General features: G+C 71.8%; 26 protein-coding genes. 16 read left to right on the forward strand and 10 right to left on the reverse strand.

Going from position 1 to position 25,261, the window contains the following annotated elements; genetic code table 11:
* The first annotated feature begins 12 nt into the window (after positions 1–12).
* The 11 genes from ABZ948_RS20975 to ABZ948_RS21025 all read left to right on the forward strand — a co-directional run bounded on the left by ABZ948_RS20975 (position 13) and on the right by ABZ948_RS21025 (position 9,427).
* Entirely contained in the window at positions 13–96 is an 84-nt protein-coding gene (locus ABZ948_RS20975; protein WP_310591794.1) for a putative leader peptide, read from the forward strand.
* Between the two features lie 130 nt (positions 97–226).
* The gene (locus ABZ948_RS20980; RefSeq protein WP_359761634.1) at positions 227–1,924 is read left to right on the forward strand and encodes a nitrite/sulfite reductase; all 1,698 of its coding nucleotides are present in this window, start codon (positions 227–229) and stop codon (positions 1,922–1,924) included.
* A complete protein-coding gene (locus ABZ948_RS20985; RefSeq protein ID WP_037759109.1) occupies positions 1,921–2,100 on the forward strand; it encodes a hypothetical protein in 180 nt (59 codons plus the stop codon). The genes ABZ948_RS20980 and ABZ948_RS20985 overlap by 4 nt, the downstream gene beginning before the upstream one ends.
* On the forward strand, positions 2,097–2,807 hold the full coding sequence (locus tag ABZ948_RS20990; protein WP_359761636.1) for a phosphoadenylyl-sulfate reductase: 711 nt from the start codon (positions 2,097–2,099) through the stop codon (positions 2,805–2,807). The genes ABZ948_RS20985 and ABZ948_RS20990 overlap by 4 nt, the downstream gene beginning before the upstream one ends.
* Positions 2,808–2,845: 38 nt before the next feature.
* Positions 2,846–3,382, forward strand: coding sequence for an adenylyl-sulfate kinase (gene cysC / locus ABZ948_RS20995; protein ID WP_389625787.1), 537 nt, complete (start codon positions 2,846–2,848; stop codon positions 3,380–3,382).
* Positions 3,379–4,314, forward strand: coding sequence for a sulfate adenylyltransferase subunit CysD (gene cysD / locus ABZ948_RS21000; protein WP_359761640.1), 936 nt, complete (start codon positions 3,379–3,381; stop codon positions 4,312–4,314). Before cysC ends, cysD begins: the two co-directional genes overlap by 4 nt.
* Positions 4,315–4,316: 2 nt before the next feature.
* On the forward strand, positions 4,317–5,651 hold the full coding sequence (locus ABZ948_RS21005) for a sulfate adenylyltransferase subunit 1 (protein WP_359761642.1): 1,335 nt from the start codon (positions 4,317–4,319) through the stop codon (positions 5,649–5,651).
* Positions 5,652–5,874: 223 nt separating this feature from the next.
* Entirely contained in the window at positions 5,875–6,978 is a 1,104-nt protein-coding gene (locus tag ABZ948_RS21010) for an ABC transporter substrate-binding protein (protein ID WP_359761644.1), read from the forward strand.
* A gap of 36 nt (positions 6,979–7,014) precedes the next feature.
* Positions 7,015–7,803: an ABC transporter ATP-binding protein gene (locus tag ABZ948_RS21015; protein ID WP_359761646.1), complete on the forward strand. Its 789-nt coding sequence runs from the start codon at positions 7,015–7,017 to the stop codon at positions 7,801–7,803.
* Positions 7,790–8,683 (forward strand): ABC transporter permease, encoded by an 894-nt coding sequence (locus ABZ948_RS21020; protein WP_037759103.1) that lies wholly within the window; start codon positions 7,790–7,792, stop codon positions 8,681–8,683. Before ABZ948_RS21015 ends, ABZ948_RS21020 begins: the two co-directional genes overlap by 14 nt.
* Positions 8,684–8,686: 3 nt before the next feature.
* Entirely contained in the window at positions 8,687–9,427 is a 741-nt protein-coding gene (locus tag ABZ948_RS21025; RefSeq protein WP_359761648.1) for a sirohydrochlorin chelatase, read from the forward strand.
* Between the two features lie 46 nt (positions 9,428–9,473).
* Here the strand turns inward: ABZ948_RS21025 and ABZ948_RS21030 are convergent, their stop codons facing one another.
* A complete protein-coding gene (locus ABZ948_RS21030; protein WP_359761649.1) occupies positions 9,474–10,298 on the reverse strand; it encodes a GvpL/GvpF family gas vesicle protein in 825 nt (274 codons plus the stop codon).
* A 117-nt stretch (positions 10,299–10,415) separates the two neighbouring features.
* On the opposite strand from ABZ948_RS21030, the gene ABZ948_RS21035 reads away from it, so the two are divergent.
* Positions 10,416–11,267, forward strand: a complete 852-nt coding sequence (locus ABZ948_RS21035) for a transglutaminase-like domain-containing protein (protein ID WP_359761650.1) — start codon at positions 10,416–10,418, stop codon at positions 11,265–11,267.
* On the opposite strand, the gene ABZ948_RS21040 is transcribed toward ABZ948_RS21035, so the two are convergent.
* Complete coding sequence (locus ABZ948_RS21040) at positions 11,233–11,787, reverse strand: DUF1697 domain-containing protein (protein WP_359761652.1); 555 nt, start codon at positions 11,785–11,787, stop codon at positions 11,233–11,235. The genes ABZ948_RS21035 and ABZ948_RS21040 overlap by 35 nt on opposite strands.
* Positions 11,788–12,122: 335 nt before the next feature.
* On the opposite strand from ABZ948_RS21040, the gene ABZ948_RS21045 reads away from it, so the two are divergent.
* Complete coding sequence (locus tag ABZ948_RS21045) at positions 12,123–14,372, forward strand: MMPL family transporter (RefSeq protein ID WP_359761654.1); 2,250 nt, start codon at positions 12,123–12,125, stop codon at positions 14,370–14,372.
* A 73-nt stretch (positions 14,373–14,445) separates the two neighbouring features.
* Here the strand turns inward: ABZ948_RS21045 and ABZ948_RS21050 are convergent, their stop codons facing one another.
* Positions 14,446–14,766: a hypothetical protein gene (locus tag ABZ948_RS21050; RefSeq protein ID WP_359761656.1), complete on the reverse strand. Its 321-nt coding sequence runs from the start codon at positions 14,764–14,766 to the stop codon at positions 14,446–14,448.
* A gap of 208 nt (positions 14,767–14,974) precedes the next feature.
* Here ABZ948_RS21050 and ABZ948_RS21055 point away from each other — a divergent pair, with 208 nt between their 5' ends.
* Positions 14,975–15,925 (forward strand): zinc metalloprotease, encoded by a 951-nt coding sequence (locus ABZ948_RS21055; protein WP_359761658.1) that lies wholly within the window; start codon positions 14,975–14,977, stop codon positions 15,923–15,925.
* Positions 15,926–15,977: 52 nt separating this feature from the next.
* Here the strand turns inward: ABZ948_RS21055 and mgt are convergent, their stop codons facing one another.
* The 5 genes from mgt to ABZ948_RS21080 form a co-directional block, all read right to left on the reverse strand.
* Complete coding sequence (gene mgt, locus ABZ948_RS21060) at positions 15,978–17,198, reverse strand: macrolide-inactivating glycosyltransferase (RefSeq protein ID WP_359761660.1); 1,221 nt, start codon at positions 17,196–17,198, stop codon at positions 15,978–15,980.
* 66 nt (positions 17,199–17,264) lie between these two features.
* Entirely contained in the window at positions 17,265–18,044 is a 780-nt protein-coding gene (erm, locus tag ABZ948_RS21065) for an ErmE/ErmH/ErmO/ErmR family 23S rRNA (adenine(2058)-N(6))-methyltransferase (protein WP_359761662.1), read from the reverse strand.
* Between the two features lie 264 nt (positions 18,045–18,308).
* On the reverse strand, positions 18,309–19,583 hold the full coding sequence (locus ABZ948_RS21070) for an ABC transporter substrate-binding protein (RefSeq protein ID WP_359761663.1): 1,275 nt from the start codon (positions 19,581–19,583) through the stop codon (positions 18,309–18,311).
* Entirely contained in the window at positions 19,583–20,416 is an 834-nt protein-coding gene (locus ABZ948_RS21075) for a carbohydrate ABC transporter permease (protein ID WP_359761665.1), read from the reverse strand. Before ABZ948_RS21075 ends, ABZ948_RS21070 begins: the two co-directional genes overlap by 1 nt.
* Positions 20,413–21,357, reverse strand: a complete 945-nt coding sequence (locus tag ABZ948_RS21080; RefSeq protein ID WP_359761667.1) for a carbohydrate ABC transporter permease — start codon at positions 21,355–21,357, stop codon at positions 20,413–20,415. The genes ABZ948_RS21075 and ABZ948_RS21080 overlap by 4 nt, the downstream gene beginning before the upstream one ends.
* Positions 21,358–21,517: 160 nt before the next feature.
* Between ABZ948_RS21080 and ABZ948_RS21085 the strand changes: the two genes are divergently transcribed.
* Positions 21,518–22,381, forward strand: coding sequence for a phosphotransferase enzyme family protein (locus tag ABZ948_RS21085; RefSeq protein ID WP_359761669.1), 864 nt, complete (start codon positions 21,518–21,520; stop codon positions 22,379–22,381).
* A gap of 3 nt (positions 22,382–22,384) precedes the next feature.
* Here ABZ948_RS21085 and ABZ948_RS21090 read toward each other — a convergent pair whose 3' ends face one another.
* Positions 22,385–23,287 (reverse strand): LysR family transcriptional regulator, encoded by a 903-nt coding sequence (locus ABZ948_RS21090; protein ID WP_359761671.1) that lies wholly within the window; start codon positions 23,285–23,287, stop codon positions 22,385–22,387.
* A 92-nt stretch (positions 23,288–23,379) separates the two neighbouring features.
* Here ABZ948_RS21090 and ABZ948_RS21095 point away from each other — a divergent pair, with 92 nt between their 5' ends.
* Positions 23,380–24,384, forward strand: coding sequence for a DMT family transporter (locus tag ABZ948_RS21095; protein ID WP_359761673.1), 1,005 nt, complete (start codon positions 23,380–23,382; stop codon positions 24,382–24,384).
* 78 nt (positions 24,385–24,462) lie between these two features.
* On the opposite strand, the gene ABZ948_RS21100 is transcribed toward ABZ948_RS21095, so the two are convergent.
* The gene (locus ABZ948_RS21100) at positions 24,463–25,179 is read right to left on the reverse strand and encodes a 3'-5' exonuclease (protein WP_359761675.1); all 717 of its coding nucleotides are present in this window, start codon (positions 25,177–25,179) and stop codon (positions 24,463–24,465) included.
* Positions 25,180–25,261 lie beyond the last annotated feature (82 nt).

The raw sequence follows: 25,261 nt of genomic DNA on the forward strand, positions 1-25,261 counted from the left end.
CACGCTTCCGTCATGTCTGGAACTGGAATCGCCTTGGTGAGTCGACGGCACGTCGACCTCGGCCGCATGTCCAGCGCCATCTGTCCGGCGCGCTGAGAGCACTCACGCAGCGCCCGACATCCCCCTTTCTCGTCTCATTCCCGCGCAATGACGCGCGGTATGCCCATGCGCCCTGCACGCGCAGGTCAGAGCCGCTTTCCCGCCTGTCCCGAAGGACGTATCAACCATGGCCGCCACCCCGCAGAAGCCTGCCGCCGCGACTCCCCGCCGCAAGGTGAGCCGTCACCGCGGTGAGGGCCAGTGGGCCGCGGGACACTTCACCCCGCTGAACGGCAACGAGCAGTTCAAGAAGGACGACGACGGTCTCAATGTGCGGACACGCATTGAGACGATCTACTCCAAGCGGGGCTTCGACTCGATCGACCCGAACGACCTGCGCGGCCGGATGCGCTGGTGGGGTCTGTACACCCAGCGCAAGCCCGGGATCGACGGTGGCAAGACGGCCATCCTGGAGCCGGAGGAGCTGGACGACGAGTACTTCATGCTGCGCGTCCGCATCGACGGCGGGGCGCTGACCACCCGGCAGCTGCGGGTCGTCGGCGAGATCTCGCAGGAGTTCGCGCGCGGCACGGCCGACATCACCGACCGGCAGAACGTCCAGTACCACTGGATCCGGATCGAGGACGTGCCCGAGATCTGGAACCGGCTGGAGGGCGTCGGCCTGTCCACCACCGAGGCCTGCGGTGACACGCCCCGTGTGGTCATCGGCTCGCCGGTCGCGGGCATCGCCGAGGACGAGATCGTCGACGGCAGCCCCGCCATCGAGGAGATCAACCGGCGGTTCATCGGCAGCAAGGAGTTCTCCAACCTGCCGCGCAAGTTCAAGACGGCGATCTCCGGCTCCCCGCTCCTCGACGTCGCGCACGAGATCAACGACGTCGCCTTCGTGGGCGTCGTCCACCCCGAGCACGGCCCCGGCTTCGACCTGTGGGTCGGCGGCGGCCTGTCCACCAACCCGAAGATCGGCGTCCGGCTCGGCGCCTGGGTGCCGCTGGACGAGGTGCCGGACGTCTGGGCGGGCGTGATCGGCATCTTCCGCGACTACGGCTACCGGCGGCTGCGCACCCGCGCCCGCCTGAAGTTCCTGGTCGCCGACTGGGGCGCGGAGAAGTTCCGCCAGGTGCTGGAGGACGAGTACCTCAAGCGCAAGCTGGTCGACGGCCCCGCCCCCGCCCAGCCGCTCCAGCGCTGGCGCGACCACATCGGTGTCCACCGGCAGAAGGACGGCCGCTTCTACGTCGGGTTCGCCCCGCGCGTCGGCCGGGTGGACGGCACCACCCTGACGAAGATCGCCGACCTCGCCGAGGCGCACGGCTCCGGCCGGGTCCGGACCACCGTCGAGCAGAAGATGATCATCCTCGACGTCGAGGAGGCGCAGGTCGACTCCCTCGTCGAGTCCCTGGAGGCGCTGGACCTCACGGCCAAGCCCTCCCCGTTCCGGCGCGGCACCATGGCCTGCACCGGCATCGAGTACTGCAAGCTGGCCATCGTCGAGACCAAGGCCCGCGGCTCCCAGCTGATCGACGAACTGGAGCGCCGCATCCCGGACTTCGACGAGCCGATCACCATCAACATCAACGGCTGCCCGAACGCCTGCGCCCGTATCCAGGTCGCGGACATCGGTCTCAAGGGCCAGCTGGTCCTGAACGACCAGGGCGAGCAGGTCGAGGGCTACCAGGTGCACCTCGGCGGCGCCCTCGGTCTGGAGGCGGGCTTCGGCCGCAAGGTGCGCGGCCTGAAGGTCACCTCGGACGAGCTGCCGGACTACGTCGAGCGCGTCCTGAAGCGGTTCCAGGCCGAGCGCGAGGACGGCGAGCGGTTCGCCACCTGGGCGGCCCGTGCCGACGAGGAGGCCCTGTCGTGAGCGAGCGCGCGGCCCCCTTCTACTGCCCCTACTGCGGCGACGAGGACCTGAGGCCCAGCGAGGAGGGGCACGGCGCGTGGGAATGCGCGGCGTGCAGTCGAGCCTTTCAGCTGAAGTTCCTGGGGCTGCTGGCCCAGGGAGTGAAGCGATCCGAGACCGGAGGGGCACAGATATGACGACGGTTCAGGAAGAGCGCGACACCGGCGAACTGAAGGCGCTCGCCGAGCAGGCGGGCCGCGACCTGGAGGACGCCTCCGCGCTGGAGATCCTCCGGTGGGCCGCCGAGACGTTCGGCAAGCGCTTCTGCGTGACCTCCTCGATGGAGGACGCCGTGGTCGCCCACCTCGCCTCCCGCGCGATGCCCGGCGTCGACGTCGTCTTCCTCGACACCGGCTACCACTTCGAGGAGACCATCGGCACCCGTGACGCGGTGGACGCCGTGATGGACGTCAACGTCATCACGCTCACCCCGCGCCAGACGGTCGCCGAGCAGGACGCCGAGTACGGCCCGAAGCTGCACGACCGCAACCCCGACCTGTGCTGCAAGCTGCGCAAGGTCCAGCCGCTGGAAGAGGGCCTGAAGGACTACCAGGCCTGGGCGACCGGTCTGCGCCGCGACGAGTCCCCGACCCGGGCGAACACCCCGGTGGTCGGCTGGGACGAGAAGCGCCGGAAGGTCAAGATCTCGCCCATCGCCCGCTGGACCCAGGACGACGTGGACGCCTACGTCACCGAGCACGGCGTCCTGACGAACCCGCTGCTGATGGACGGCTACGCCTCCGTCGGCTGCGCCCCCTGCACCCGGCGGGTGCTGGAGGGCGAGGACGCGCGCGCCGGCCGCTGGGCGGGCCGCAGCAAGACCGAGTGCGGGCTGCACGGATGACGACGACTCAGACGCCCCAGACGATTCAGGAGACCGACGTGACGACCGGAGCCACCGTCTGGCTCACGGGTCTGCCGAGCGCCGGCAAGACCACCATCGCCCACGAGCTGGCCGGCCGGCTGCGCGCCGAGGGCCACCGCGTCGAGGTGCTCGACGGCGACGAGATCCGCGAGTTCATCTCGGCGGGCCTCGGCTTCAGCCGCGAGGACCGGCACACCAACGTGCAGCGCATCGGCTTCGTCGCCGAACTGCTCGCCCGCAACGGCGTGCTCGCCCTCGTCCCGGTCATCGCGCCCTACCAGGACAGCCGGGAGGCGGTGCGCAAGCGCCACCAGGCGAACGGCACGCCGTACCTGGAGATCCACGTGGCGACGCCGGTCGAGGTGTGCAGCGAGCGGGACGTGAAGGGCCTGTACGCCAAGCAGGCCGCGGGCGAGCTCACGGGGCTCACCGGGGTCGACGACCCGTACGAGGCGCCCGCGTCGCCCGATCTGCGCATCGAGTCGCAGAACCAGACCGTGCAGGAGTCCGCGGCGTCGGTGTACGCCCTGCTGACCGAAAGGGGACTGGCATGACGACCGTCGCCACCGTGTCCGAGGAGACCGACAGCCCCTACGCGCTGTCCCACCTCGACGCCCTCGAGTCCGAGGCGGTGCACATCTTCCGCGAGGTGGCGGGCGAGTTCGAGCGGCCGGTGATCCTGTTCTCCGGCGGCAAGGACTCCATCGTCATGCTGCACCTGGCGCTGAAGGCCTTCCGGCCGGCGTCGGTGCCGTTCTCCCTGCTGCACGTGGACACCGGGCACAACTTCCCCGAGGTCCTCGACTACCGGGACCGCACGGTCGCCCGGCACGGGCTGCGGCTGCACGTCGCCTCCGTGCAGGACTACATCGACCGCGGTGTGCTCAAGGAGCGCCCGGACGGCACCCGCAACCCGCTGCAGACGCTGCCGCTGACCGAGAAGATCCAGGCGGAGAAGTTCGACGCGGTCTTCGGCGGCGGGCGCCGCGACGAGGAGAAGGCCCGCGCCAAGGAGCGGGTGTTCTCGCTGCGCGACGAGTTCTCCCAGTGGGACCCGCGCCGCCAGCGCCCGGAGCTGTGGAACCTGTACAACGGCCGGCACGCCCCCGGCGAGCACGTCCGCGTGTTCCCGCTGTCCAACTGGACCGAGCTGGACGTGTGGCAGTACATCGCCCGCGAGGGCATCGAACTGCCGGAGATCTACTACGCGCACGAGCGCGAGGTGTTCCGGCGCAGCGGCATGTGGCTGACCGCCGGCGAGTGGGGCGGGCCGAAGGACGGCGAGAGTGTCGAGAAGCGGCTCGTGCGCTACCGGACCGTCGGTGACATGTCCTGCACCGGCGCGGTGGACTCCGACGCCGACACGATCGAGAAGGTGATCGTGGAGATCGCCGCCTCCCGGCTCACCGAGCGTGGCGCCACCCGCGCCGACGACAAGATGTCCGAGGCCGCGATGGAAGACCGCAAGCGCGAGGGGTACTTCTAGAGATGAGCACCATCACCACCGAGGAACTCTCGGAGACGACCCTCCTGCGGTTCGCCACCGCCGGCTCCGTCGACGACGGCAAGTCCACCCTGGTGGGCCGGCTGCTGCACGACTCCAAGTCGGTCCTCACCGACCAGCTGGAGGCCGTGGAGCGCGCCTCCGCGAGCCGCGGCCAGGAGGCGCCGGACCTCGCGCTGCTGACGGACGGCCTGCGCGCCGAGCGGGAGCAGGGCATCACCATCGACGTGGCGTACCGCTACTTCGCCACGCCCCGGCGGCGGTTCATCCTCGCCGACACCCCCGGCCACGTGCAGTACACGCGGAACATGGTCACCGGCGCCTCCACCGCCGAGCTGACGGTGATCCTGGTCGACGCCCGCAACGGCGTCGTCGAGCAGACCCGCCGGCACGCCGCCATCGCCGCCCTGCTGCGCGTCCCGCACGTCGTCCTCGCGGTCAACAAGATGGACCTCGTCGGCTACGAGGAGAAGGTCTTCGCGGCCATCGCCGAGGAGTTCACGGCGTACGCGACCGAGCTGGGCGTCCCGGAGGTCACCGCCATCCCGATCTCGGCGCTCGTCGGCGACAACGTCGTGGACCCGTCCGCCAACATGGACTGGTACGGCGGCCCGACGGTGCTGGAGCACCTGGAGACGGTGCCGGTCAGCCACGACCTGAGCCACTGCCACGCCCGGCTGCCCGTGCAGTACGTGATCCGGCCGCAGAGCGCGGACCACCCGGACTACCGGGGCTACGCCGGCCAGATCGCCGCCGGCTCCTTCCACGTGGGCGAGGAGGTCACGGTGCTGCCGTCCGGCCGCACCTCGAAGATCTCCGGCATCGACCTGCTGGGCGAGCCGGTCGAGGTCGCCTGGACGACGCAGTCGGTGACCCTCCTGCTGGAGGACGACATCGACATCTCGCGCGGCGACCTGATCGTGCCGAGCAAGGACGCGCCCGCGACCACGCAGGACATCGAGGCGACCGTCTGCCACGTCGCGGACGCCCCGCTGACCGTCGGCCACCGGGTGCTGCTCAAGCACGGCACGCGCACGGTCAAGGCGATCGTCAAGGACATCCCGTCCCGCCTGACGCTCGACGACCTGTCCCTGCACCCGCACCCGGGACAGCTCGTCGCCAACGACATCGGCCGGGTGAAGGTCCGTACCGCCGAGCCGCTGCCGGTCGACTCCTACGCCGACTCGCGGCGCACCGGCTCGTTCATCCTGATCGACCCGAACGACGGCACGACCCTGACGGCCGGCATGGTCGGCGAGTCCTTCGCCGCCCCCGAGCCCGTCAAGGACGAGGCCGAGGACGACGGGTGGGACTTCTGACATGAGTGCCCCCGACTTCTACTCCATGTTCGCGAAGGAGGGCGGCCGCGTCGGCAGCGGTGCGCTCGGCAGCGGGCAGGGCGGAGTGGCGCGATGTGCGCGCTGACGTACGCGCACTGCCCGCGCGCCCGCAGCCCGCACCGCCGTAGACGAAAACCCGCCGACCACCCGGCCACGACCTGATCGGACCGTGACCGCCGGGCCTCCGAGAGGAACACCTCCCGTGCCTGCATCACCCGCCCTCCGCCGCGGCCTCGCGGTCGTGGCCGCGCTGCCCCTGCTCACGCTGGCCGCCTGCGGCTACGGCTCCCAGGCCAAGGACGACGGCACCGCCAAGGTCGCCGCCGGGGCGAAGAAGATCGAGGGTCTCGACAAAGTCAAGATCGGCTACTTCGGGAACCTCACCCACGGCACGGCGCTGGTGGGCATGGAGAAGGGCTTCTTCCAGAAGGCCCTGGGCGCCACCGAGGTCGAGCCGGCCGTCTTCAACGCCGGCCCCTCGGAGATCGAGGCGCTCAACTCCGGCTCCATCGACATCGGCTGGATCGGCCCGTCCCCGGCGATCAACGGCTACGTCAAGTCGGGCCGCAAGAACCTGCGCATCATCGGCGGTTCGGCCTCCGGCGGCGTGAAGCTCGTGGTGAACCCGGACAAGATCAAGTCGCTGAAGGACGTCAAGGGCAAGCGGATCGCGACCCCGCAGCTCGGCAACACGCAGGACGTGGCGTTCCTCAACTGGGCCGCGGAGCAGGGCTGGAAGGTCGACCCGCAGAGCGGCAAGGGCGACGTCACGGTCGTCCGCAGCGACAACAAGGTCACCCCGGACGCCTTCAAGGCGGGGTCGATCGACGGCGCGTGGGTGCCGGAGCCGACCGCGTCGAAGCTGGTCGCCGAGGGCGGCAGGGAACTGCTCGACGAGTCGACGCTGTGGCCGGACAAGAAGTTCGTGATCACGAACGTCATCGTGCGGCAGGAGTTCCTGAAGAAGTACCCGAAGGTCGTCGAGGCCGTGCTCAAGGGCTCGGTCGAGACGAACAAATGGATCAACGCCAACCCGGACGCGGCGAAGGAAGCGGCGAACAAGCTCCTGGAGCAGGAGACCGGCAAGGCGCTGCCCGCCGATGTGCTGGACCCGGCGTGGAAGTCGATCCGGTTCACCGACGACCCGCTGGCCTCCACCCTCAACACCGAGGCGCAGCACGCCGTGAAGGCCGGACTGCTGCAGCAGCCGGACCTGAAGGGGATCTACGACCTGATCCCGCTGAACAAGGTCCTCAAGGCCGAGGGTGAGCCCACGGTCGACGACGCCGGTCTCGGCGCCCGGTAAGCCCGCATCCCGATCAGTTCCCAGGAGGTGACGACCATGGCCACGACCCTCGCCAAGGCCGCCGACGGCACCGAGGCGGCCACGCACGCCGCCCGGATCGAACACGTCTCGAAGTCGTTCGCGGGCCCCGCCGGGCAGCAGCTCGTCCTGGACGACATCACTCTCGATGTCGCGCCCGGCGAGTTCGTCACCCTGCTGGGTGCCTCGGGCTGCGGCAAGTCCACGCTGCTCAACCTGGTGGCGGGCCTGGACCGGCCGACCACCGGCGAGATCACCACGGACGGCCGCCCGGCGCTGATGTTCCAGGAGCACGCGCTGTTCCCGTGGCTGACCGCGGGCAAGAACATCGAACTCGCCCTGAAGCTCAGGGGCGTACCGAAGGCCGAGCGCCGCGGCCGGGCGGAGGAGCTGCTGGAGCTCGTCCGTCTGAAGGGCGCGTACGGCAAGCGGGTGCACGAGCTGTCGGGCGGTATGCGCCAGCGCGTCGCGCTGGCCCGGGCGCTCGCCCAGGAGAGCCGGCTGCTGCTGATGGACGAGCCGTTCGCGGCGCTCGACGCCATCACGCGGGACGTGCTGCACGACGAGCTGACCCGCATCTGGCGCGAGACGCAGCTGTCCGTCCTGTTCGTCACGCACAACGTGCGCGAGGCGGTCCGGCTGGCGCAGCGCGTGGTGCTGCTGTCGTCCCGTCCCGGGCGCGTCGCGCGCGAGTGGACGGTCGGCATCCCGCATCCGCGCCGTATCGAGGACACCGCGGTCGCGGAGCTGTCCGTCGAGATCACCGAAGAACTGCGTGGGGAGATCCGCCGTCATGGCCAGCACTGATTCGACGACCGTCGCCAAGGACGGCAGCGATCTCGCCGGGCTGGAGGCGGGCCTCGACGCGCTGGAGACGCGGCAGACGAGCCGGACCCCGTTCCGGCAGACCTTCACCCAGAAGATCCTGCCGCCCGTCCTCGCCGTCGCGCTGGTGCTGGCGGTCTGGCAGGCGCTCGTCTCGTTCAAGGTCGTCGACGACCCGACCAAGCTGCCCGCGCCGTCCGCGGTGTGGGACGTCGTCCACACGGCGTGGCTCCAGGGCGAGCTGCTCGGCTACATCTGGACCAGCGTCTCGCGCGGCCTGCTCGGCTTCTGCTTCGCCCTGCTGATCGGCACGCCGCTGGGCCTGATCGTGGCCCGCGTGAAGTTCGTCCGCGCGGCGATCGGCCCGATCCTGTCGGGTCTGCAGTCCCTGCCGTCGGTCGCCTGGGTGCCGCCCGCGGTGATCTGGCTGGGCCTGAACAACTCGATGATGTACGCGGTGATCCTGCTCGGCGCGGTCCCGTCGATCGCCAACGGTCTGGTGTCGGGCGTCGACCAGGTGCCGCCGCTGTTCCTGCGCGCGGGCCGCACGCTGGGCGCCACGGGCCTGAAGGGCACCTGGCACATCGTGCTCCCCGCCGCGCTGCCCGGTTACGTGGCGGGCCTGAAGCAGGGCTGGGCCTTCTCCTGGCGCTCCCTGATGGCCGCCGAGATCATCGCGTCCTTCCCCGACCTCGGCGTCGGCCTCGGCCAGTTGCTGGAGAACGGCCGCAACGCCAGCGACATGGCAATGGTCTTCGAGGCGATCCTGCTCATCCTGATCGTCGGCATCGCGATCGACCTGCTGATCTTCAGCCCGCTGGAGCGGTGGGTGCTGCGCAGCCGCGGACTGCTGGTGAAGTGACCCATGATCAACAAGCCTGTCCTCCTCGTCATCGCCCACGGCAGCCGTGACCCGCGGCACGCCGCGACGGTGCACGCCCTGGTGCGCCGGGTGCGCTCGATGCGCCCCGACGTACGGGTGGAGACGGGCTTCCTGGACTTCAACGTCCCCTCGGTGCAGGGGGTTCTGGAGTCCCTGGCGGTGCAGGGCGTCCGCGACGTCGTCGCCCTGCCCCTCCTCCTCACCAGGGCGTTCCACGCGAAGGCGGACATCCCGGCGGTCCTCGCGGACGCGCCCCCGCAGCTGCGGATCCGCCAGGCGGAGGTCCTGGGCCCGTCCCCGCTGCTGCTGGCGGCCCTGGAACGGCGCCTGTACGAGGCGGGCCTGACGCCCGCCGACAAGTCCTCGACCGGGGTCGTCCTGGCCTCGGCGGGGTCCACCGACCCGGAGGCGATCGCAGTGATCGCAGAAATCGCGCGGGAGTGGCGGCACACCGGTTGGTGCGCCGTGCGGCCTGCGTTCGCCTCCGCATCCCTTCCCCGCACGGAGGACGCCGTGCGCGAACTCCGCGCCGCCGGCTGCGCCCGCGTGGCCGTCGCGCCCTACGTCCTCGCCCCCGGCTTCCTCCCGGACCGCATCGCCCGGGGCGCGGCACAGGCGGACGTCCTGGCGGACGTGCTGGGTGCGGCGCCGGAGGTGGCGCGGGTGGTGCTGGAGCGGTACGAGGCGGCGGGGCTACCGGCGTTGGCGGCCGTGAGCGCCTGAACGCACGGGCAACGCCCCAAGACGGCTCTGCCGTCCCGGACGCGGCTCACGCGGCCGGTTCCTCGTCCGGTTCCGGTTGGAGGGCGAAGGAGTACGGCGCCCAGGGGCCGGTGACCTCCACGCGGAGGCCGGGGGTGGCGCGGGCGGCTGTCAGGATGCCCGTGCGGAAGGCGTCCACGCGGTCCCTGGGGACCAGGTAGGCGTCGTTGCCCACGTTGGTGCCGGGGGCGGAGCCGGCCAGGCTGCCGCGTTCGGGGGTGTGGGCGACACGGTCGACGGAGAGGGCGGCGGCGGTCTCGGTGAGGCGGGCGGCGGCCTGGGCGACCGTGCGCCAGGCCTCCTCGTTCCGGCGTTGTCTGCGGCGGCGGATCGCCAGGTAGGCGCGGCCGACACCGAGGCCGGTGGCCGGGTCCGGCGGTGTCGCGGCGGCGGGTTCGGGCGGGGTGATGTCCGGGGTGGCGTAGATCTTGACGCCGAGTTCCACATGGCCGGTGAGACGGTCGAGCAGGGAGAGGAAGTACCCGCGCCGGGTGTCGAGGGCCCGGCGGGCGCCGGCCTCGTCGGGGTAGACGGTGGCGAGGCGCAGGGGCAGGACGGCGGCGCCGGAGGCGACGAGTGCGGCCACCACGGCGTGGTGGGAGCGGACCGTGGACTCCAGCCAGTCCAGGTCGTCGAGGTGGGTCTTGAGGGGCGCGTCGTCGTAGTCGGCGGCCGGGACGTGGCCGACGGCGAAGGCGAGCTGCGACGTGGTCGTGGCCGGGTCCACCAGGTGGACGGGCTCTCCGGCGACCCCGCGCAGGTGCGCCACCGCCGCGCCGGCCTCGGGGGTGCGGCGCAGGACCGCGTAGGCGTAGACGAGGTCGACCGTCACGGTGCGATTCCTCTCGCGAGACTGTGTTCTCGTGCCGTCCGTAGGTACGGGGTCGGTGGCCGGAGCGTTCAGGGAGGGGTTGACCTTGCCCCTGGGGCAGGGGCGAGCGTCTCGTCCATGGACGACGACCTGTATCTGCGGCAGACGCCGTACAGCGATCCCGGCCGCCTCGACACGAGGGGGCTGCCCCGCGAGCCGCGCCGGCTGGCGGCGATGGTGCGGGGCCTGATCATCCACCGCGGGGAGGGCGGACTCCTCGGATACACCATCCCCGAGGAGCGGCTGCACCACGACGCCGAGTCCCGCTACGTCACGGAGATCCTGCGGATCCTTCGGGAGCGCGGGGACGGTCCGTTGACCGAAGAGCGGGCGCCTGAGGGGCGGTTCGTGGGGACGTGCCGGGACTTCTCGCTCCTGCTGTGCTCGCTGCTGCGGGCCACGGGGACGCCGGCGCGGCCGCGCTGCGGGTTCGCCACCTACCTGGCCGACGGCTGGTACGAGGACCACTGGGTCACCGAGTACCGCGCGCCCGACGGGAGTTGGCGGCTGGCGGACGCGCAGGTCCACGCGGGGTACGACGTGCCGTTCGACCCGATGGACGTGGGGCGGGACGCCTTCGTGGTGGCCGGTGACGCCTGGCGGGCCTGCCGTGCGGGGCGGGCGGATCCGATGGGCTTCGGACTGAGCGGCGTCGACGGGCTGCGGGGGCTGTGGTTCGTGTGGGGCAACGTGGTGCGCGACCTGGCCGCGGTGAACGGGGTCGAGCTGCTGCCGTGGGACGGCTGGGGTCCGGAGTTCCTCGGCCGGGCCCCGCTCACCGAGGACGACCTCGAAGCGGCCGACGCGGTCGGCCTGCAGCGGTTCCACGAGGGCTCACGCCTGTCCGTGCCGGCCGAGATCACTTCCTACTCGCCCTACCTCGGGGACCGGAGGGTCACGCTGCGGGCGCCGTCATCTCCACCAGCTTGACCACCGTGTTCCAGTTGCGGGACGTGGCGATCACGTCCTTGGTGAGGCGCGGCTTCGACAACTGCTCGGCCAGCTTGGAGCGGCCGAGGCCGTTCGGGGCGTACAGGTACAGCGCGCGGTCGCCGAGGCGGAACTCCTCGGGCAGAAAGGCCGCCTGGTCGATCGCCGCGAAGCGCTCGGGGGTGACGGGCGCGGAGAAGTAGGTGACGTGGAGTTGCCTGGGTTCCAGGTCGGCGGCCGGGAACGGGCAGGCGTCGACGATCGACTTCAGGTAGGCGTGGTCGCGCACGATCACGTCGACGCCGAAGCCGAAGTGCTGCTCGACGGCGTGCGTGATCTCGGCGGCCAGGGACTCCTCGTCGCCGTGGCCGGAGGAGAAGACGGCCTGTCCGCTCTGGAGGTAGGTGCGGACGTCGCCGTAGCGGAGGTCCGTCAGGAGCGTGCGCAGATCGGCCATCGGGACCTTTCTGCTGCCGCCCACGTTGATCCCGCGCAGCAGGGCCGCGTATGTGGTGGTCATCCGCTCACCCTAAGACGGCCGTCGTGCCCCGTGGGGGTGGGCACGACGGCCGCGGGCGGGTGCCCGGGCCCGTAAATTACTCAGCGGTCACCGGGGGCACAACCGTCTGCCCAGGATCCACACACCCGGGGAGCCGGACATGTCGGCCGATAGGTGTAAGGGACCACGGTGTGTGGGGCTCCTCCCCAGTGGGGAGACGGCGACGCCGTCGGGAGGAGTTCCGGTCGCGGTACTTCACCGGGCAGCACGACGTGATGGCTTTATCCGGCCCATACCTTCGAGACGAAAGGGGGCGGCAGGGGGCCGCCGCCGGATCACGAGGGGGCGAGCCCGTCATGGGGAACGGAGAAGCGCGGGTGCGGGGCCTGGCCGCCCGGGCCGGCGGCTGGAGCGCCCGGCACCGATGGGCCGCCGTCGGCATCTGGGTGCTGTTCGTCGTCCTGGCGATGGGGCTCGGCTCGGCGGCGGGCCGGGTCGACGTCAAGGACAGCGACCAGCTGAAGGGCGAGACGCACACCGCCGCGAAGATCATCGAGGACGCCGGGATCGACGAGCCGGCGAGTGAGACCGTGCTGATCCAGGCCAGGGGCGGGGATCTCAAGGCGACGGACGCCGCGTTCCGGGAGGCCGTCGACGCCGTCGTCCGGGCCGTCGAGGGGACCGGCCGGGTCACCGACGTGACCTCGCCGTACGACACGAAGACGATCTCGAAGGACGGGCGCAGCGCGCTGGTGCAGTTCGACATGCGGGGTGAGTCGGACACGGCCGGTGAGCGGGTCGAGCCGGTGCTGAAGGCCGTCGAGGGCGTCCAGCGGGAGCACGGGGCGCTGCGGATCGAGGAGATCGGCGGCGCCAGCATGATGAAGACGTTCTCCGACGCGTTCGGGGACGACTTCAAGAAGGCCGAGTACTCCGCGGTGCCGGTGGCCTTCGGCATCCTGCTGATCGCGTTCGGCGCGCTGGTCGCGGCGCTGCTGCCGGTGGTGCTGGCGCTCACCGCGATCATGGCGACGATGGGCCTGATGGGTGTCGTCAGCCACGTCATGCCGATGAGCGACACGGCGAACTCCGTGATGCTGCTGGTCGGCATGGCGGTCGGCGTCGACTACTGCCTGTTCTACCTGCGCCGCGAGCGGGAGGAGCGCGAGGCCGGCCGGGACGCGCGGACGGCGCTCAGGATCGCCGCCGCGACCAGTGGCCGGGCGATCGTCGTCTCCGGTGTCACGGTGTGCGTGGCCATGGCGGGCATGCTGTTCACCGGGCTCGCCGAGTTCGAGGCGATGGGCCTGGCCTCGCTGATGGTCGTCGCCGTGGCGATGGTGGGCTCCGTGACCGTGCTGCCCGCGCTGCTGTCGCTGCTGGGCGAGCGCGTGGAGAAGGGCCGCATCCCGTTCCTGCGGCGGCGCAAGCGGGGCGGCGGTCAGGACAGCCGGTTCTGGACGGCCGTGCTGCGGCGCGTCCTCGCCCGGCCGGCGATCTCCGCGGTGGTGGCGGCCGGTGCGCTGCTGGCCGTCGCGGCGCCCGCCCTCGGCATGAAGACGCAGCAGCTCACCCTGGACCAGGAGTTCGGCGACTCGCTGCCGATCGTGCAGACCTACAACCGTCTCAACGAGGCCTTCCCGGGCGGCTCCGAGCCGGCCGAGGTGGTCGTCAGGGCGGACGACATCAACGCGCCGGAGGTGCGGTCCGCGCTCGCCGACTTCCGCGAACGGGCGATCAGTTCGGGCGCCTCCCGCGGCCCGGTGGAGATCAAGCTGCACGACGCGCAGGACGTGGCGTTCGTCTACGTCCCGCTGGTCGGCGGCTCGGACCAGGACAGGGCGGGCGCCAGCCTGGACACGCTGCGCGACGAGGTGCGTCCGGCCACGCTCGGCAAGGTCGACGGGGTCGAGGCGCCGATCACCGGGCAGGTCGCGGGCTCGAAGGACTTCAACGACCAACTGGCGGGAGCCGTCGTCCCGGTGTTCGCGTTCGTCGTGGTGTTCGCCTTCGCGCTGATGCTGCTGTCGTTCCGCTCGCTGACCATCGCGGTGACGTCGATCGTGCTGAACCTGCTGTCGGTGGGCGCCGCGTACGGCATCCTCGTCGCGGTCTTCCAGCACGGCTGGGGCGCGTCCCTGGTGGGCGCGGAGGGGGTCGGCGCGATCGTCACCTGGCTGCCGCTGTTCCTCTTCGTGATCCTGTTCGGCCTGTCGATGGACTACCACGTGTTCGTGGTCTCCCGGATCCGCGAGGCCCGGCTGCGGGGCCTCGCGACGACGGACGCGATCCGGCACGGCGTGGTCACCACGGCCGGGGTGGTCACGAGTGCCGCCATCATCATGGTCGCCGTGTTCGCGATCTTCGGGACGCTGTCGATGCAGTCGATGAAGCAGATGGGCGTCGGCCTCGCGGCCGCGGTGCTCATCGACGCGACGATCATCCGGGGCGTGCTGCTGCCGGCGGTGATGGCGCTGCTCGGGGAGCGCAACTGGTATCTGCCGAAGTGGCTGCACCGGCTGCCGGACCTCACGCACGACGAGACGCCGCGGGCGGTCGCCGCACCGGCGGCGCGGGACGACGAGAGCGAGCCCCTCAAGGTCTGACACCACCGCCGCGTGAAGGGCCCGTTGGTTGCCGGGGCAACCAACGGGCCCTTGTGCGCCCGGTCACGGTCGCTTACCCGGCGGGCCGGCGCACGTGCAGCACGTCCTCGTCGCAGCGCACGATCTCCAGCTCCCGGTCCGGGGCGGCGCCTTCGAAGGTGAGCGCCAGGTGACGGTCCGACACGAGCCGCCAGCGGCCGGGCACGGCGTCCGGGGCGTCACCGCGTCCGATCGGCTGGTCGACGAAGGTGCCGTCCGCCCGGAACTCCATGGCGCGGCGCCCGCGCGCCGGCGGGAACGGGAAGCCGTCCGGCCGGTACACCCGCACGTCCTCGTGGTCCTCCTCGTAGGAGTGGATCCATTCGCGGAACAGACCCGGCGGGGGCTCTCGCATGACCCGGCCACCTCACTCGCCAAACCGTCTGAATCATCCAAATTGCCGGTCTTCTACCAGCACGACTAGGATTATCAGTGTATGGGTTCGGAGGGAACGGGCAACCGACCGCTCCGCCCGGCGTCACCCGGCCCTCCTGGCGCGTCCCAGAACGCGCAGTTCCGCCGCCGCGTCGCGCGGCACTCCCCCAGCTCCCCGAGGGGCCGTCATGTCCAATGCGCAGTCCTACCTTCGCGTCACCTCCGCCGACTACAGCCGCTGGTGCGGCGCCATGGAGGTCGACCGCAGACTCCTCACCCTGAACCCCGAGTACGCCGAGAACCGGGCCCAGATCGAGAACACCGCCTTCACCTACGAGCAGCTGGAGCACGTCACCGGCCGGCAGAGCCTCGTGGACATCCCGGTCGTCGTGCACGTCGTGCACAACACCCCCGAGCAGAACGTGAGCGAGGCGCAGATCCACAGTCAGATCGAGGTGCTGAACCAGGACTTCCGGGCGAGCAACCCGGACGTCAACAAGGTGCCCGGAGTCTGGCAGGAACTGGTGGCCGACGCGCGCCTGCAGTTCCACCTCGCCCGCACCGACCCGCTGGGGCGCCCCACGGACGGCATCACACGCACCCAGACCTCGGTCACCGAATGGGGCACGGACGACCTCGTCAAGTTCAGCCTGAGCGGCGGCCACGACGCCTGGCCGGCCGACACCTACCTGAACATCTGGGTCTGCCGGCTGCGCAGGGGGCTGCTGGGCTATGCCCAGTTCCCGGGCGGTGCCGCCTCCACGGACGGAGTGGTCATCACCCCCACCGCCTTCGGCACCACCGGATCCGCCGCCGCGCCGTTCGACGGCGGCCGCACGACCGTGCACGAGATCGGGCACTGGCTGAACCTGCGGCACATCTGGGGCGACGACCAGGAGGGGTGCAGCGGCAGCGACTTCGTCGCGGACACCCCCAACCAGGCGGGGCCGAACCTCGGTTCACCCGATTTCCCGAGTGTGACGTGCGGCAACGGACCGAACGGCGACATGTTCATGAACTACATGGACTACACCGACGACGCCGCGATGTTCATGTTCACCAAGGGCCAGTCGGCGCGCATGGACGCCACGCTCGACAACGCCCGGCTCACCTTGACCCGCCAGGCCGTCGCGGTCTGACGGACTACGGGTCGGACGGACTACGGGTCGGACGCACTACGGGTCTGACGGACTACGAGGGTGTGCCGGCCCCGCCCCGGCGGGCGGGCAGTTCGGCCTCGATGAGGTCGGCCGCCTGCCGGGTGCCGCCCTCCTCGGCCATCCCCGTCTGGATCTCCTTGAGGCGGCGGGCCACCTCGGGGTCCTGGACGAGGGCGAGAGCCGCCTCGCGCAGGGCTTCGGCGGTCGCCTGCTCCGTCAGGAGCACCCGGGCGACACCGAGGCCCTGGAGCGTGTCCGCGTTGCCGAACTGGTCGGCGGCCTGCGGTACGGCGATCATCGGCGTGGCCGTGGCCAGGCCCTCCTGGCTGCCGCCCGCGCCGGCGTGCGTGACGAACAGGTCGGCCTGCCTCAGGATGGCCCGCTGCGGCACCCAGGAGTGCACCTCGACGTCGGCCGGGACGTCCCCCAGCTCGGCCGGGTCGACGTGTCTGCCGACCGAGAGCACCAGGTGCCAGCCGGGCAGGTCGCCGAAGGCCCGGACGCACTCCCGGTAGAAGCCGGGCTGCTTGGTGAAGGCGGACCCGAGCGAGACGAGCGCGACCTTCTCGGCACCGGCCGGGCGCCGCCAGTCGCCCTCGGCGCCGCGGTCGCCCTGGCAGGTGCCGACGAAGGAGTACACGGTCTCGTCGACCCGGTCCGCGTTCGGCTGGAGCGCCCTGGGGATCAGGACGATCGAGCGGTCGGGCCGGCCGCCGAACGCGTCGGGGTGCAGGGTGATGCCGTTCTCCTCCAGCCAGGCGTGGAAGCGGGCGTAGTAGGCGCGGCCGCGCGCGGTCTTCTTCGGCTCCTCCCACAGGGGCCGGGCGACCTCCTCCTCGTACCCCTCCCAGGCGACCATGGCCGGTGAGAGGGAGACCGCGGGCACGCCCCAGCGGTGGGCGAGGACACGGCCCGGGTAGGAGGCGATGTCGTGCAGCACGAGGTCCGGCTCGTCGCCCTCGTACGCCTCGATCAGCTGCGGGAGGGCCTGGATCGCGTCGTCGAGGAACGGCTCCACGTTGTCCAGCAGCGTGCTCCCCCACGCCTGCGGGTCGTCGTCGGGCGAGGGCAGCGTGGAGGTCCAAGGCTTCACCTCCGCGCCGGTCTGCGCCACCTTGTCGGCGAAGACCGGCGGGATCGCGTAGGTCACCCGGTGGCCACGGGCGACGAGTTCACGGATCACCTCGAGACTCGGGTTCACATGGCCGTGGGCGGCGATGGAGAACATGGCGATGTGGGCGCGACTGGTCATGCCCCGACCCTATGCGAGACGAGACGTCTCGTGCAACCTGTTCACGATCCACGACTCGTTCGGCTCCTACGAGGTCAGCGTCTCGTGCAGCCGCAGCCACTGCCCCGGTGCCACCTCGCCGACCAGCACGCCCGGGTCCAGGCGCACGGCCCGGAACGCGGCGTCCACCCGCCGCCGCGGATGGGCCCTGCGCAGCGACGCGTGCAGCGAACCGCCGACCCCGCTGAAGCCCAGCTCGACCAGATGCCGCCAGCTCCGGTACGCCGAGGGGTCCAGCAGCGGCGTCCGGCGCCGTTCTATGCGCAGCACCCCGGCGTCCACGCGCGGCACGGGCCGGAAGCTGCGCCGCCCGACCCGGCCGAGCAGCCGCCACTCGTAGCGGGGCCGGCTCCGGACCGTCAGCAGGGTCCAGCCGCCGAAGTCGCCGGTGCGTTTGCGGGCGTACTCGAGCTGGGTGAGGAGGGTGGCGTCGGTGAGGGCGCGCGCCCGCAGGCACCAGTCCACGACGGCCGCGGTCCGGGAGAAGGGCACGTTCCCGGCGACCGAGAAGGGCGCACCCGGCGGGCGTGCCGCCAGGAAGTCCCCGGCGACGACGCGGACCTGGGGCGCGCCGGAGAAGCGGGCGCGCAGGGCGGCGACGAGCCGCGGGTCGATCTCGTAGGCGCGCAGCTCGCGGCAGCGCGGGGCCAGCGGCGCGGTCAAGGCGCCTTTGCCCGCGCCGACTTCGAGCAGCAGCGGCACCGGGCCGGCCTGCGGGACGGCGAGTCGGGCGAAACGTTCGGCGAGGGCGCGGTCGACGAGGAAGTTCTGCGAGAGCGCGCGCGAGGTGGCGGTGGGGCGGGCCATGGCCTGCGGTCCTTTGTCTTCCGTGAGATGGAGGAGGGCAGCCGAGGGCCCTGACCGGAAGACAGAGGTGGAAGAAGAGGGGGGGACGCCGGGCTCGATGCTCAGCGGGCGTGGCACCCCGGGCCGGTCAGGGCTCCGGGGCCGCGGCGCGTCCTTGCGGTCTGCGCGCAGCCCCGGGTGTGACCGGAGATGTAGATCGCGTTGATACCCACGGGCAGCACGCTAGGCGCTGCCCGCGACGCCGGGCAACGGGTTTTCGCCCGGTCAGCGCTGGTAGCGGGCGAGCACCAGGTTGCCGTCCTCCTCCAGCCGTTCCCGCAGCTCCCGGAGGCCGATGGCCCCGCTGTAGTACTCCTGGAGGGCCGGTGTCGCCACTTTGTCCTTCCACTCGGGGTAGCCCCGCACCGACTGGGCAGGGGCCGGGCGCAGATGCGCCGCGAGGGCGGTGCCGGTCGCCCAGCCGTGCCGCGCGGTGTGCAGGGCGGGGTCCTTCAGCGCCTGCGTGCCGGTGGGCAGCATCCAGTCGCCGAGGGCGAGACGGACCATGTTCGCCGGCCGGAGGAGGAAGTCGATGAAGGCCGCCGCCTCCTTCTTGTGCGGGCAGTCCTCGGCGATGGAGAGAGTCTGCGGGCTGACGCCCTGGGCGGGACCGCCGGAACCCGCCGGGGCGGGCAGCACCCGCCACTCGAAGCCCTTCGGGGCCTGTTGCACGATCTGCTGGCGGTAGGAGAAGCCGAGCGGGACCATCGCGTACCTGCCGCCGAAGAACCCCGGCAGGGTGTCGGAGCCGCCGCTGCCCAGGGTGGTCGGCGAGGCGCTGCGGTCGGTGCCCACCTGGTCGTGGATGGTGCGCGGCACCACCTGGTCGGCCGCCTCGAACCGGACCGTCACCTTGCCGTCCGCCCCGCGGTGGAAGAGCTGCCCGCCCGTCGACAGGGAGAGGTTGAGGGTGGCGGATACCGGGTCCTTCAGGGGCCAGGCGACGCCGTACCTGCCCGGCCCGCTGAGCCGGTCGGTGATCCGGCGGAACTCCGTCCAGCTCCACGGCTTCTCGGGGGTCGGGATCCGTACGCCGGACTCCCGGAGCCATCTCGCGTTGGCGATCAGCACGCGTGGTTCCTGGAGGAACGGCACGCCGTAGACGCCGTCCCCGAAGGTGGTCGTCTCCCAACCGCGCTGCGGGATGTCGGCCTTGAGGCGAGCGGGCAGCAGGTCGGTGAGATCGGCGAGGTGGCCGCCGTAGGCGAAGTCCGCGAGGTCGTCGGAGGCGTCGTGGATGATGTCGGGTGCCTCGCCGCCCTCGAAGGCGGTGAGGAGCTGGTCGTGGACACTGTCCCAGCTGCCCTGCACGTACTCCACCCGGACGTCCGGGTGGGCGGCGTTCCACTCCGCCACCAGCTCCTTGTTGGCCTCGACGGACTCCTCCTGCCAGGCCAGGGACTGGAAGCGCAGGGTGATCCGGCCGTCGTCGCGGGTGCCGCCGGAGGAGCAGCCGGCGAGGAGCAGCAGCAGGACCAGGGCCAGCAGGCGGGCGCGCATCAGCTCTTCACCGCCCCGGTGAGCATGCCGCCCGTGATGCGCCGCTGGATGAGCGCGAAGACGACCAGCGAGGGCAGGGTGGCGAGGACCGCGGCCGCCGCGAGCGGGCCGAGATCGGCGACGCCCTCGGCGCCGATGAAGTGGGTGAGCACCACGGGAAGAGTCTGTTTCTCCGGTGTCTTGAGCAGGACGAGCGCGAAGAAGAACTCGTTCCAGGCGGTGACGAACGCGAACAGCCCGGTCGCCACGATGCCCGGCGCGAGCAGCGGCGCGGTCACCGACACCAGCGTCCGCACCCGGCCGGCCCCGTCGACCGCCGCGGCCTCCTCCAACTCGCGCGGCACGGCCCGCACATAGCCCGCGAGCATCCACAGCACGAACGGCAGCGCCCACACCACGTACACCAGCACCAGACCCGGCACGGAGTTGATCATCTTGAGGTGCTTCAGCACGAGGAACAGCGGGATGATCAGCAGCACGAACGGGAACGCCTGGCTGACCACCACCCAGCCCGTCACCGCCTTGGCGAGCCGGGTGCGGCGGCGGGCGACGACGTAGGCCATCGGCGTCGCGACGAGCACGGCGATCAGGGCCGCTCCGAGCGCGGCCAGCAGGGAGTTGAGGGCCGCGTGCAGCAGCGGCTGCTCGTCGAAGGCCTGCCGGAAGTTGGCGAGGGTCGGGTCCTCGGGGATCCACGTCGGATGCAGGCTGCCCAGCTCGCGCGGCGGCTTGAACGCGATGGACAGCAGCCACAGGAACGGGAAGGCGAGGAAGACGAGGTAGGCGAGCAGCGCGGTGTACTGGCCGACGCGGGCCGGGATGCCGGTCCTCACGCGTCGTCACCTCCCTTCAGACGGCCGGCCAGGAAGACGGCCAGGGCGATCGAGATCACGGCCACCATCACGCAGCCCATCGCCGCCGCGTAACCGAACTGCCCGTAGCGGAACGCCTCCTCGTAGGCGAAGAGCATGGGCAGCCGCGTCCGGCCGCCGGGGCCGCCGTTGGTGAGCACGTACACCAGGGCGAAGGAGTTGAAGTTCCAGATGAGGTTGAGCGCGGTGATGGCGAGGGCGATGGGTCTCAGGGCGGGCCAGGTGACCGTGCGGAAGCGGCGCCAGGCGCCCGCGCCGTCGACGGCGGCGGCCTCGTGCAGTTCGCGCGGGGTGTTCTGCAGCCCGGCGAGCAGCGCGACCGTCGTCTGCGGCATGCCCGCCCAGACGCCGACGACGATCACGGCGGGCAGCGCGGTGGCCAGCCCGCTGAGCCAGTCGCGGCCGCCGCCCAGACCCAGGTCGCGCAGGGTCTCGTTGAGGATGCCCGCGTCCGGGTTGTAGACGAGCCGCCACATGATGCCGACGACGACCTCGGGCATGGCCCACGGGATGATCGCCAGGGCGCGGGCCGCCCAGCGCAGCCGCAGGTCCTGGTCGAGCAGCAGGGCGAGGCCGAGGGCGAGCAGGAACTGCGGCACGGTCACGCCGACCGCCCACACCAGCCCGACCCGGAACGACTCCCAGAACAGCGTGTCGTGCAGCAGGTCGCGGAAGTTGAGGCCGCCGATCCACCGGGTGGGCTCGGTGCGGCCCGACTGGGCGTCGGTGAAGGCCAGCAGGATGCCGTAGAGCAGCGGGCCGACGCTGAGGACGAGGATGGGGATCAGGGCGGGGAGCACCAGGAACCAGGCGCCGTGGTCGAGGGTCCGCCGGGGGCGGTCCTCGCCGGGCCGGCGTTCCGCCGGTTTCCTCGGTGGCGGAGCCTCGGTCACCGATGTCACGGAATCAGCCCCTTTGCACGGCTCGACTGGCCACGTCATGGTCGTGAAGGGGGTGTGCCTCGTCAAGGCACCGCGCACGCACCGCGACCTGTGCCGATGCGACACTGACCGGCGGATGGCCGGAACACGACGGCACGGGCAGGGACGACGGAGGCGGACGATGGACGAGGCACGGGCGCGAGACGTACTGGCGGCGGCCGGGGTGCTGCCCGGCGCCGCCCGGGAGGCACGGCTGCTCGCCCTGGGCGAGAACGCGGTGTTCGCCGCCGGTGACCTGGTCGTCAAGGTGGGCCGCGATGCCGAACTCCTCGACCGGGCGCGCCGCGAGCTGGCCATCGCGGCCTGGCTCACCGAGGCCGGCGTACCGGCGGTGCGGGCGGCCGAGCCCGAGGCACTGCTGGTGGACGGGCACCCCGTGACGGTGTGGCACCGGCTGCCCGATGCCGTACGGCCCGCCGAGCCGCGGGATTTGGCCGAACTGCTACGGGTCGTGCACGCCACTCCTCTTCCTCCCTTCGCACTGCCGCCCCGCGATCTGCTGGGCGGTGTGGAACGGTGGCTGCGGCTCGCGGGCGACGCGATCGATCCCGCGGACGCGGCGTATCTGCGCGCGCGGCGGGACGGGTTCGCCGCACAGGCCGCCGCGCTGACGCCGCATCTGCCGCCGGGGCCGATCCATGGCGACGCGCTGCCGCGCAATGTGCACGTCGGGCCGGACGGGCCGGTGCTGGTCGACCTGGAGACCGTCTCCTCGGACCTGCGCGAGCACGATCTGGTGGTGATGGCCCTCTCCCACGACCGGTACGGGCTTCCGGACGAGGCGTACGCGTCCTTCACCGAGACCTACGGGTGGGACGTCCGGGTGTGGGAGGGGTGCTCGGTGCTGCGCGGCGCGCGGGAGACCGCCAGTTGTGCGTGGGTGGCCCAGCACGCGCCGGGCAACCCGAAGGCGCTGGCGGAGTTCCGGCGGCGGGTGGCTTCGTTGCGGGAAGGGGACGAGACGGTGCGGTGGTATCCGTTCTAGTGCCTACGGGGTGTCCTGGACGCTTCGGGCGGCTCGGCGCAGCTCCGTGAGGACCGTGCGGACCGCTGTGCGGGCCGTGCGCTCGGGGCGGTAGAGGGCGTCGATGTGGCGTCGCGCGTGTGCTCCGCTGAGCGGCCGGAGCACGAGCGCCGGGTGCGGGCGCATGGTCCAGCGCGGCATCAGGGCGATACCGCCCCCGGCGGCCACGACCTCGGCGACCACCGAGAACTCGTTGATCCGATGGGCGACATGGAGCCTGCGGCCGGCCGCGGCGGCGATGGCCTCGATCGTCGCCAGGACCGGGAACCCCTCGTGCACCGTGATCCACGGCTCGTCGGCCACGTCGCGCGGGGTGACACGACGCTTGGCGGCCAGCGGGTGGCCGGCGGGCATGGCCACGTCCAGCGGCTCGCGCAGCAGCGGCGTCACGGTCACCGTGTCCGGCCATGGCGGGGCGTGGTCCAGGCGGTGGGCCAGAACCACGTCGTACTCCCGGGTGAGGCGGGGGAAGTCCTCCTGCGGCACGTCCTCGTCGGCCAGCCTCGGCACCGGCTTGCCCGGACCGGTCAGCGCCCGCAGTAGCGGCGGGAAGAAAGCGGCACCCGCGCTGTGGAACGCCGCCACCGACACCTCGCCCCCGGGCCGTCCGACGAACTCCTCGACGGCCTGCCGTGCGCGGGCCAGCGCCGTCTCCACCTCCGCGGCCGCGCCCGCCAGCGCCTGCCCGGCGTCGGTGAGCACCAGCCGTCGCCCCTGGCGCTCGGTGAGCGGCACCGGGATCGCGCGCTGCAGCAGCCGCAACTGCTGGGAGATCGCCGACGGCGTCACCAGCAGCGCCTCGGCGACCGCCGTGACACTGCCCAGTTCGCCGAGGTCCCGCAGGATCCGCAGCTGCCGTTCGTCCATCCCCCCAGTGTAGGGACGATGTAGCACCGCTAAATGATCGTTTTAGAGTCTGGTACTGGGCTTCATGGTCGCCTCCGGTGCACCGTAGGCGCGTGTCCGACACCCGCCGTACCGATGCGGTACTCCTCCTGGTCGCGATCGTCTGGGGTTCCAGTTATCTGTCCGCCCAGACGGCCACGGCGGCGCTCCCCGTCCTGCTGGTGCTGTTCGCCCGCTACGCCCTCTCCGCGCTCGCCTGCCTCGGCGTCGTCGCCGGCCGACGGCGCGGGTCGCGCCGGTGGACGCGAGACGAGCTGCGGGCCGGTGTGCCCCTGGGGCTGACCCAGGCCGCGGTCCTGGTCGTGGAGACGTACGGCGTCACCCACACCAGTGCCGCCAATGCCGGGCTCATCATCAGCCTGACCATCGTCCTCACCCCGCTCCTCGACCGTGGCGGCCGCCGTGGCGCGCTGCCGCCCTCCTTCTTCGCCGCGACCGGCGTGTGCGTTGTGGCCGTCGGGCTGCTGATGTCCGGCAGCGGCTTCCACGCGCCGCGCCTCGGCGATCTGCTGATGCTCGGCGCCGCGCTGATCCGGGCCGTGCATGTCGTGCTGGTCGGCCGCCTCACCACCGGGCGGGCGATCCGGCCCCTGCAGCTGACGACGGTGCAGACCCTCGTCGGCACGGCCCTGTTCCTGCCGGTCGCCGCCCCCGGAATGCCGACACTGGTCCGCACGGACCCGGCGACCTGGGCCCAGCTGGTCTATCTGGCCCTGTTCTGCAGTGTGTTCGCCTTCCTGGCCCAGACCTGGGCCGTGCAGCACACCTCCGCCAGCCGGGCCAGCCTGCTGCTGGGCACCGAGCCGGTGTGGGCCGTCGCGGTGGGCATCGCCCTCGGCGGCGAACACCTCACGCCCTCCACCGGCCTCGGGGCGGCCCTGATGGTGGCCGGTACGTACTGGGGGCAGGCGGTGGAGCGGGCGCACCGAGGCACACCGGGACCGCTGCCTCCGCCTCGTCGACCGGGAACCCGCCGGCGCCGGCGAAGCCGTCCGCCCGTCGCGCGGGCCTCCGGCCTCCGAGACCGCGACGTACCTCGCGCTGCGGGTCGAGGCTGACGCGTGGATGCGCAAGCCGGGACCGTGGGGGTGTTGCCGCGGCACGACGCCCCCGGGCGGCACGGCGGGTCCGCGGGCTCACGCGTCCGCCAGCTCGCGCAGCGGCCAGGCCCCGTCGACCTCGGCCGTGGCGTCGCCCTTGCCGCGCAGGAAGCTCTGGAAGTCCGCCGCCCACTGCGCGTACCACTCGATCTGGCGGCGGTGCAGGGCCGCCGGGCCGAGGGAGGCGATCTTGGGGTGGCGGTCGGCTATCGCGGAGGCCAGGCGGGCCGCGGCGAGGGCGTCGGCCATGGCGTCGTGGGCGGATTCGAGGACCACGCCGTACTCCCCGCAGACCGCTTCGAGGTTGCGTTTGCCGCGCCGGTAGCGGTCGACCCAGCGGTCGATCGTGTACGGGTCGATGACCGGGGCCGGGTCCACGCCGCCCAGGCGGTCGCGCAGCGACGGCAGGCCGTACCTGCGCAACTCGGCGGAGAGGAGGGTCAGGTCGAAGGCCGCGTTGTAGGCGACGACCGGTACGCCCGTCTTCCAGTAGGAGGTGAGGACGTCGGCGAGGGCGTCCGCCACGTGGTCGGCGGGCCTGCCCTCGGCCGCCGCCCGCTCGTTGCTGATGCCGTGCACCGCCACCGCGTCCTCGGGGATCGGCACCCCGGGGTCGGCCAGCCACTCCCGGCGCCCTATCGGCTTCCCGTCCCTGACCTCGATCACGGCGCCCGTGACGATGCGCGCCTCGCGCGGATCGGTGCCCGTCGTCTCCAGGTCGAAGCCGATCAGCAGCTCCCGGTGCCAGCCCATGGGCGGGCCCCCCTTCTTGTGGTGCGTTCCCCCAGTGGGCTCCACCCTCGCATGCACCACTGACAATCAGAGGATCGCGTTC

It is taken from the genome of Streptomyces olindensis (assembly GCF_040645895.1).
Classification (GTDB): Bacteria; Actinomycetota; Actinomycetes; order Streptomycetales; family Streptomycetaceae; genus Streptomyces; species Streptomyces olindensis.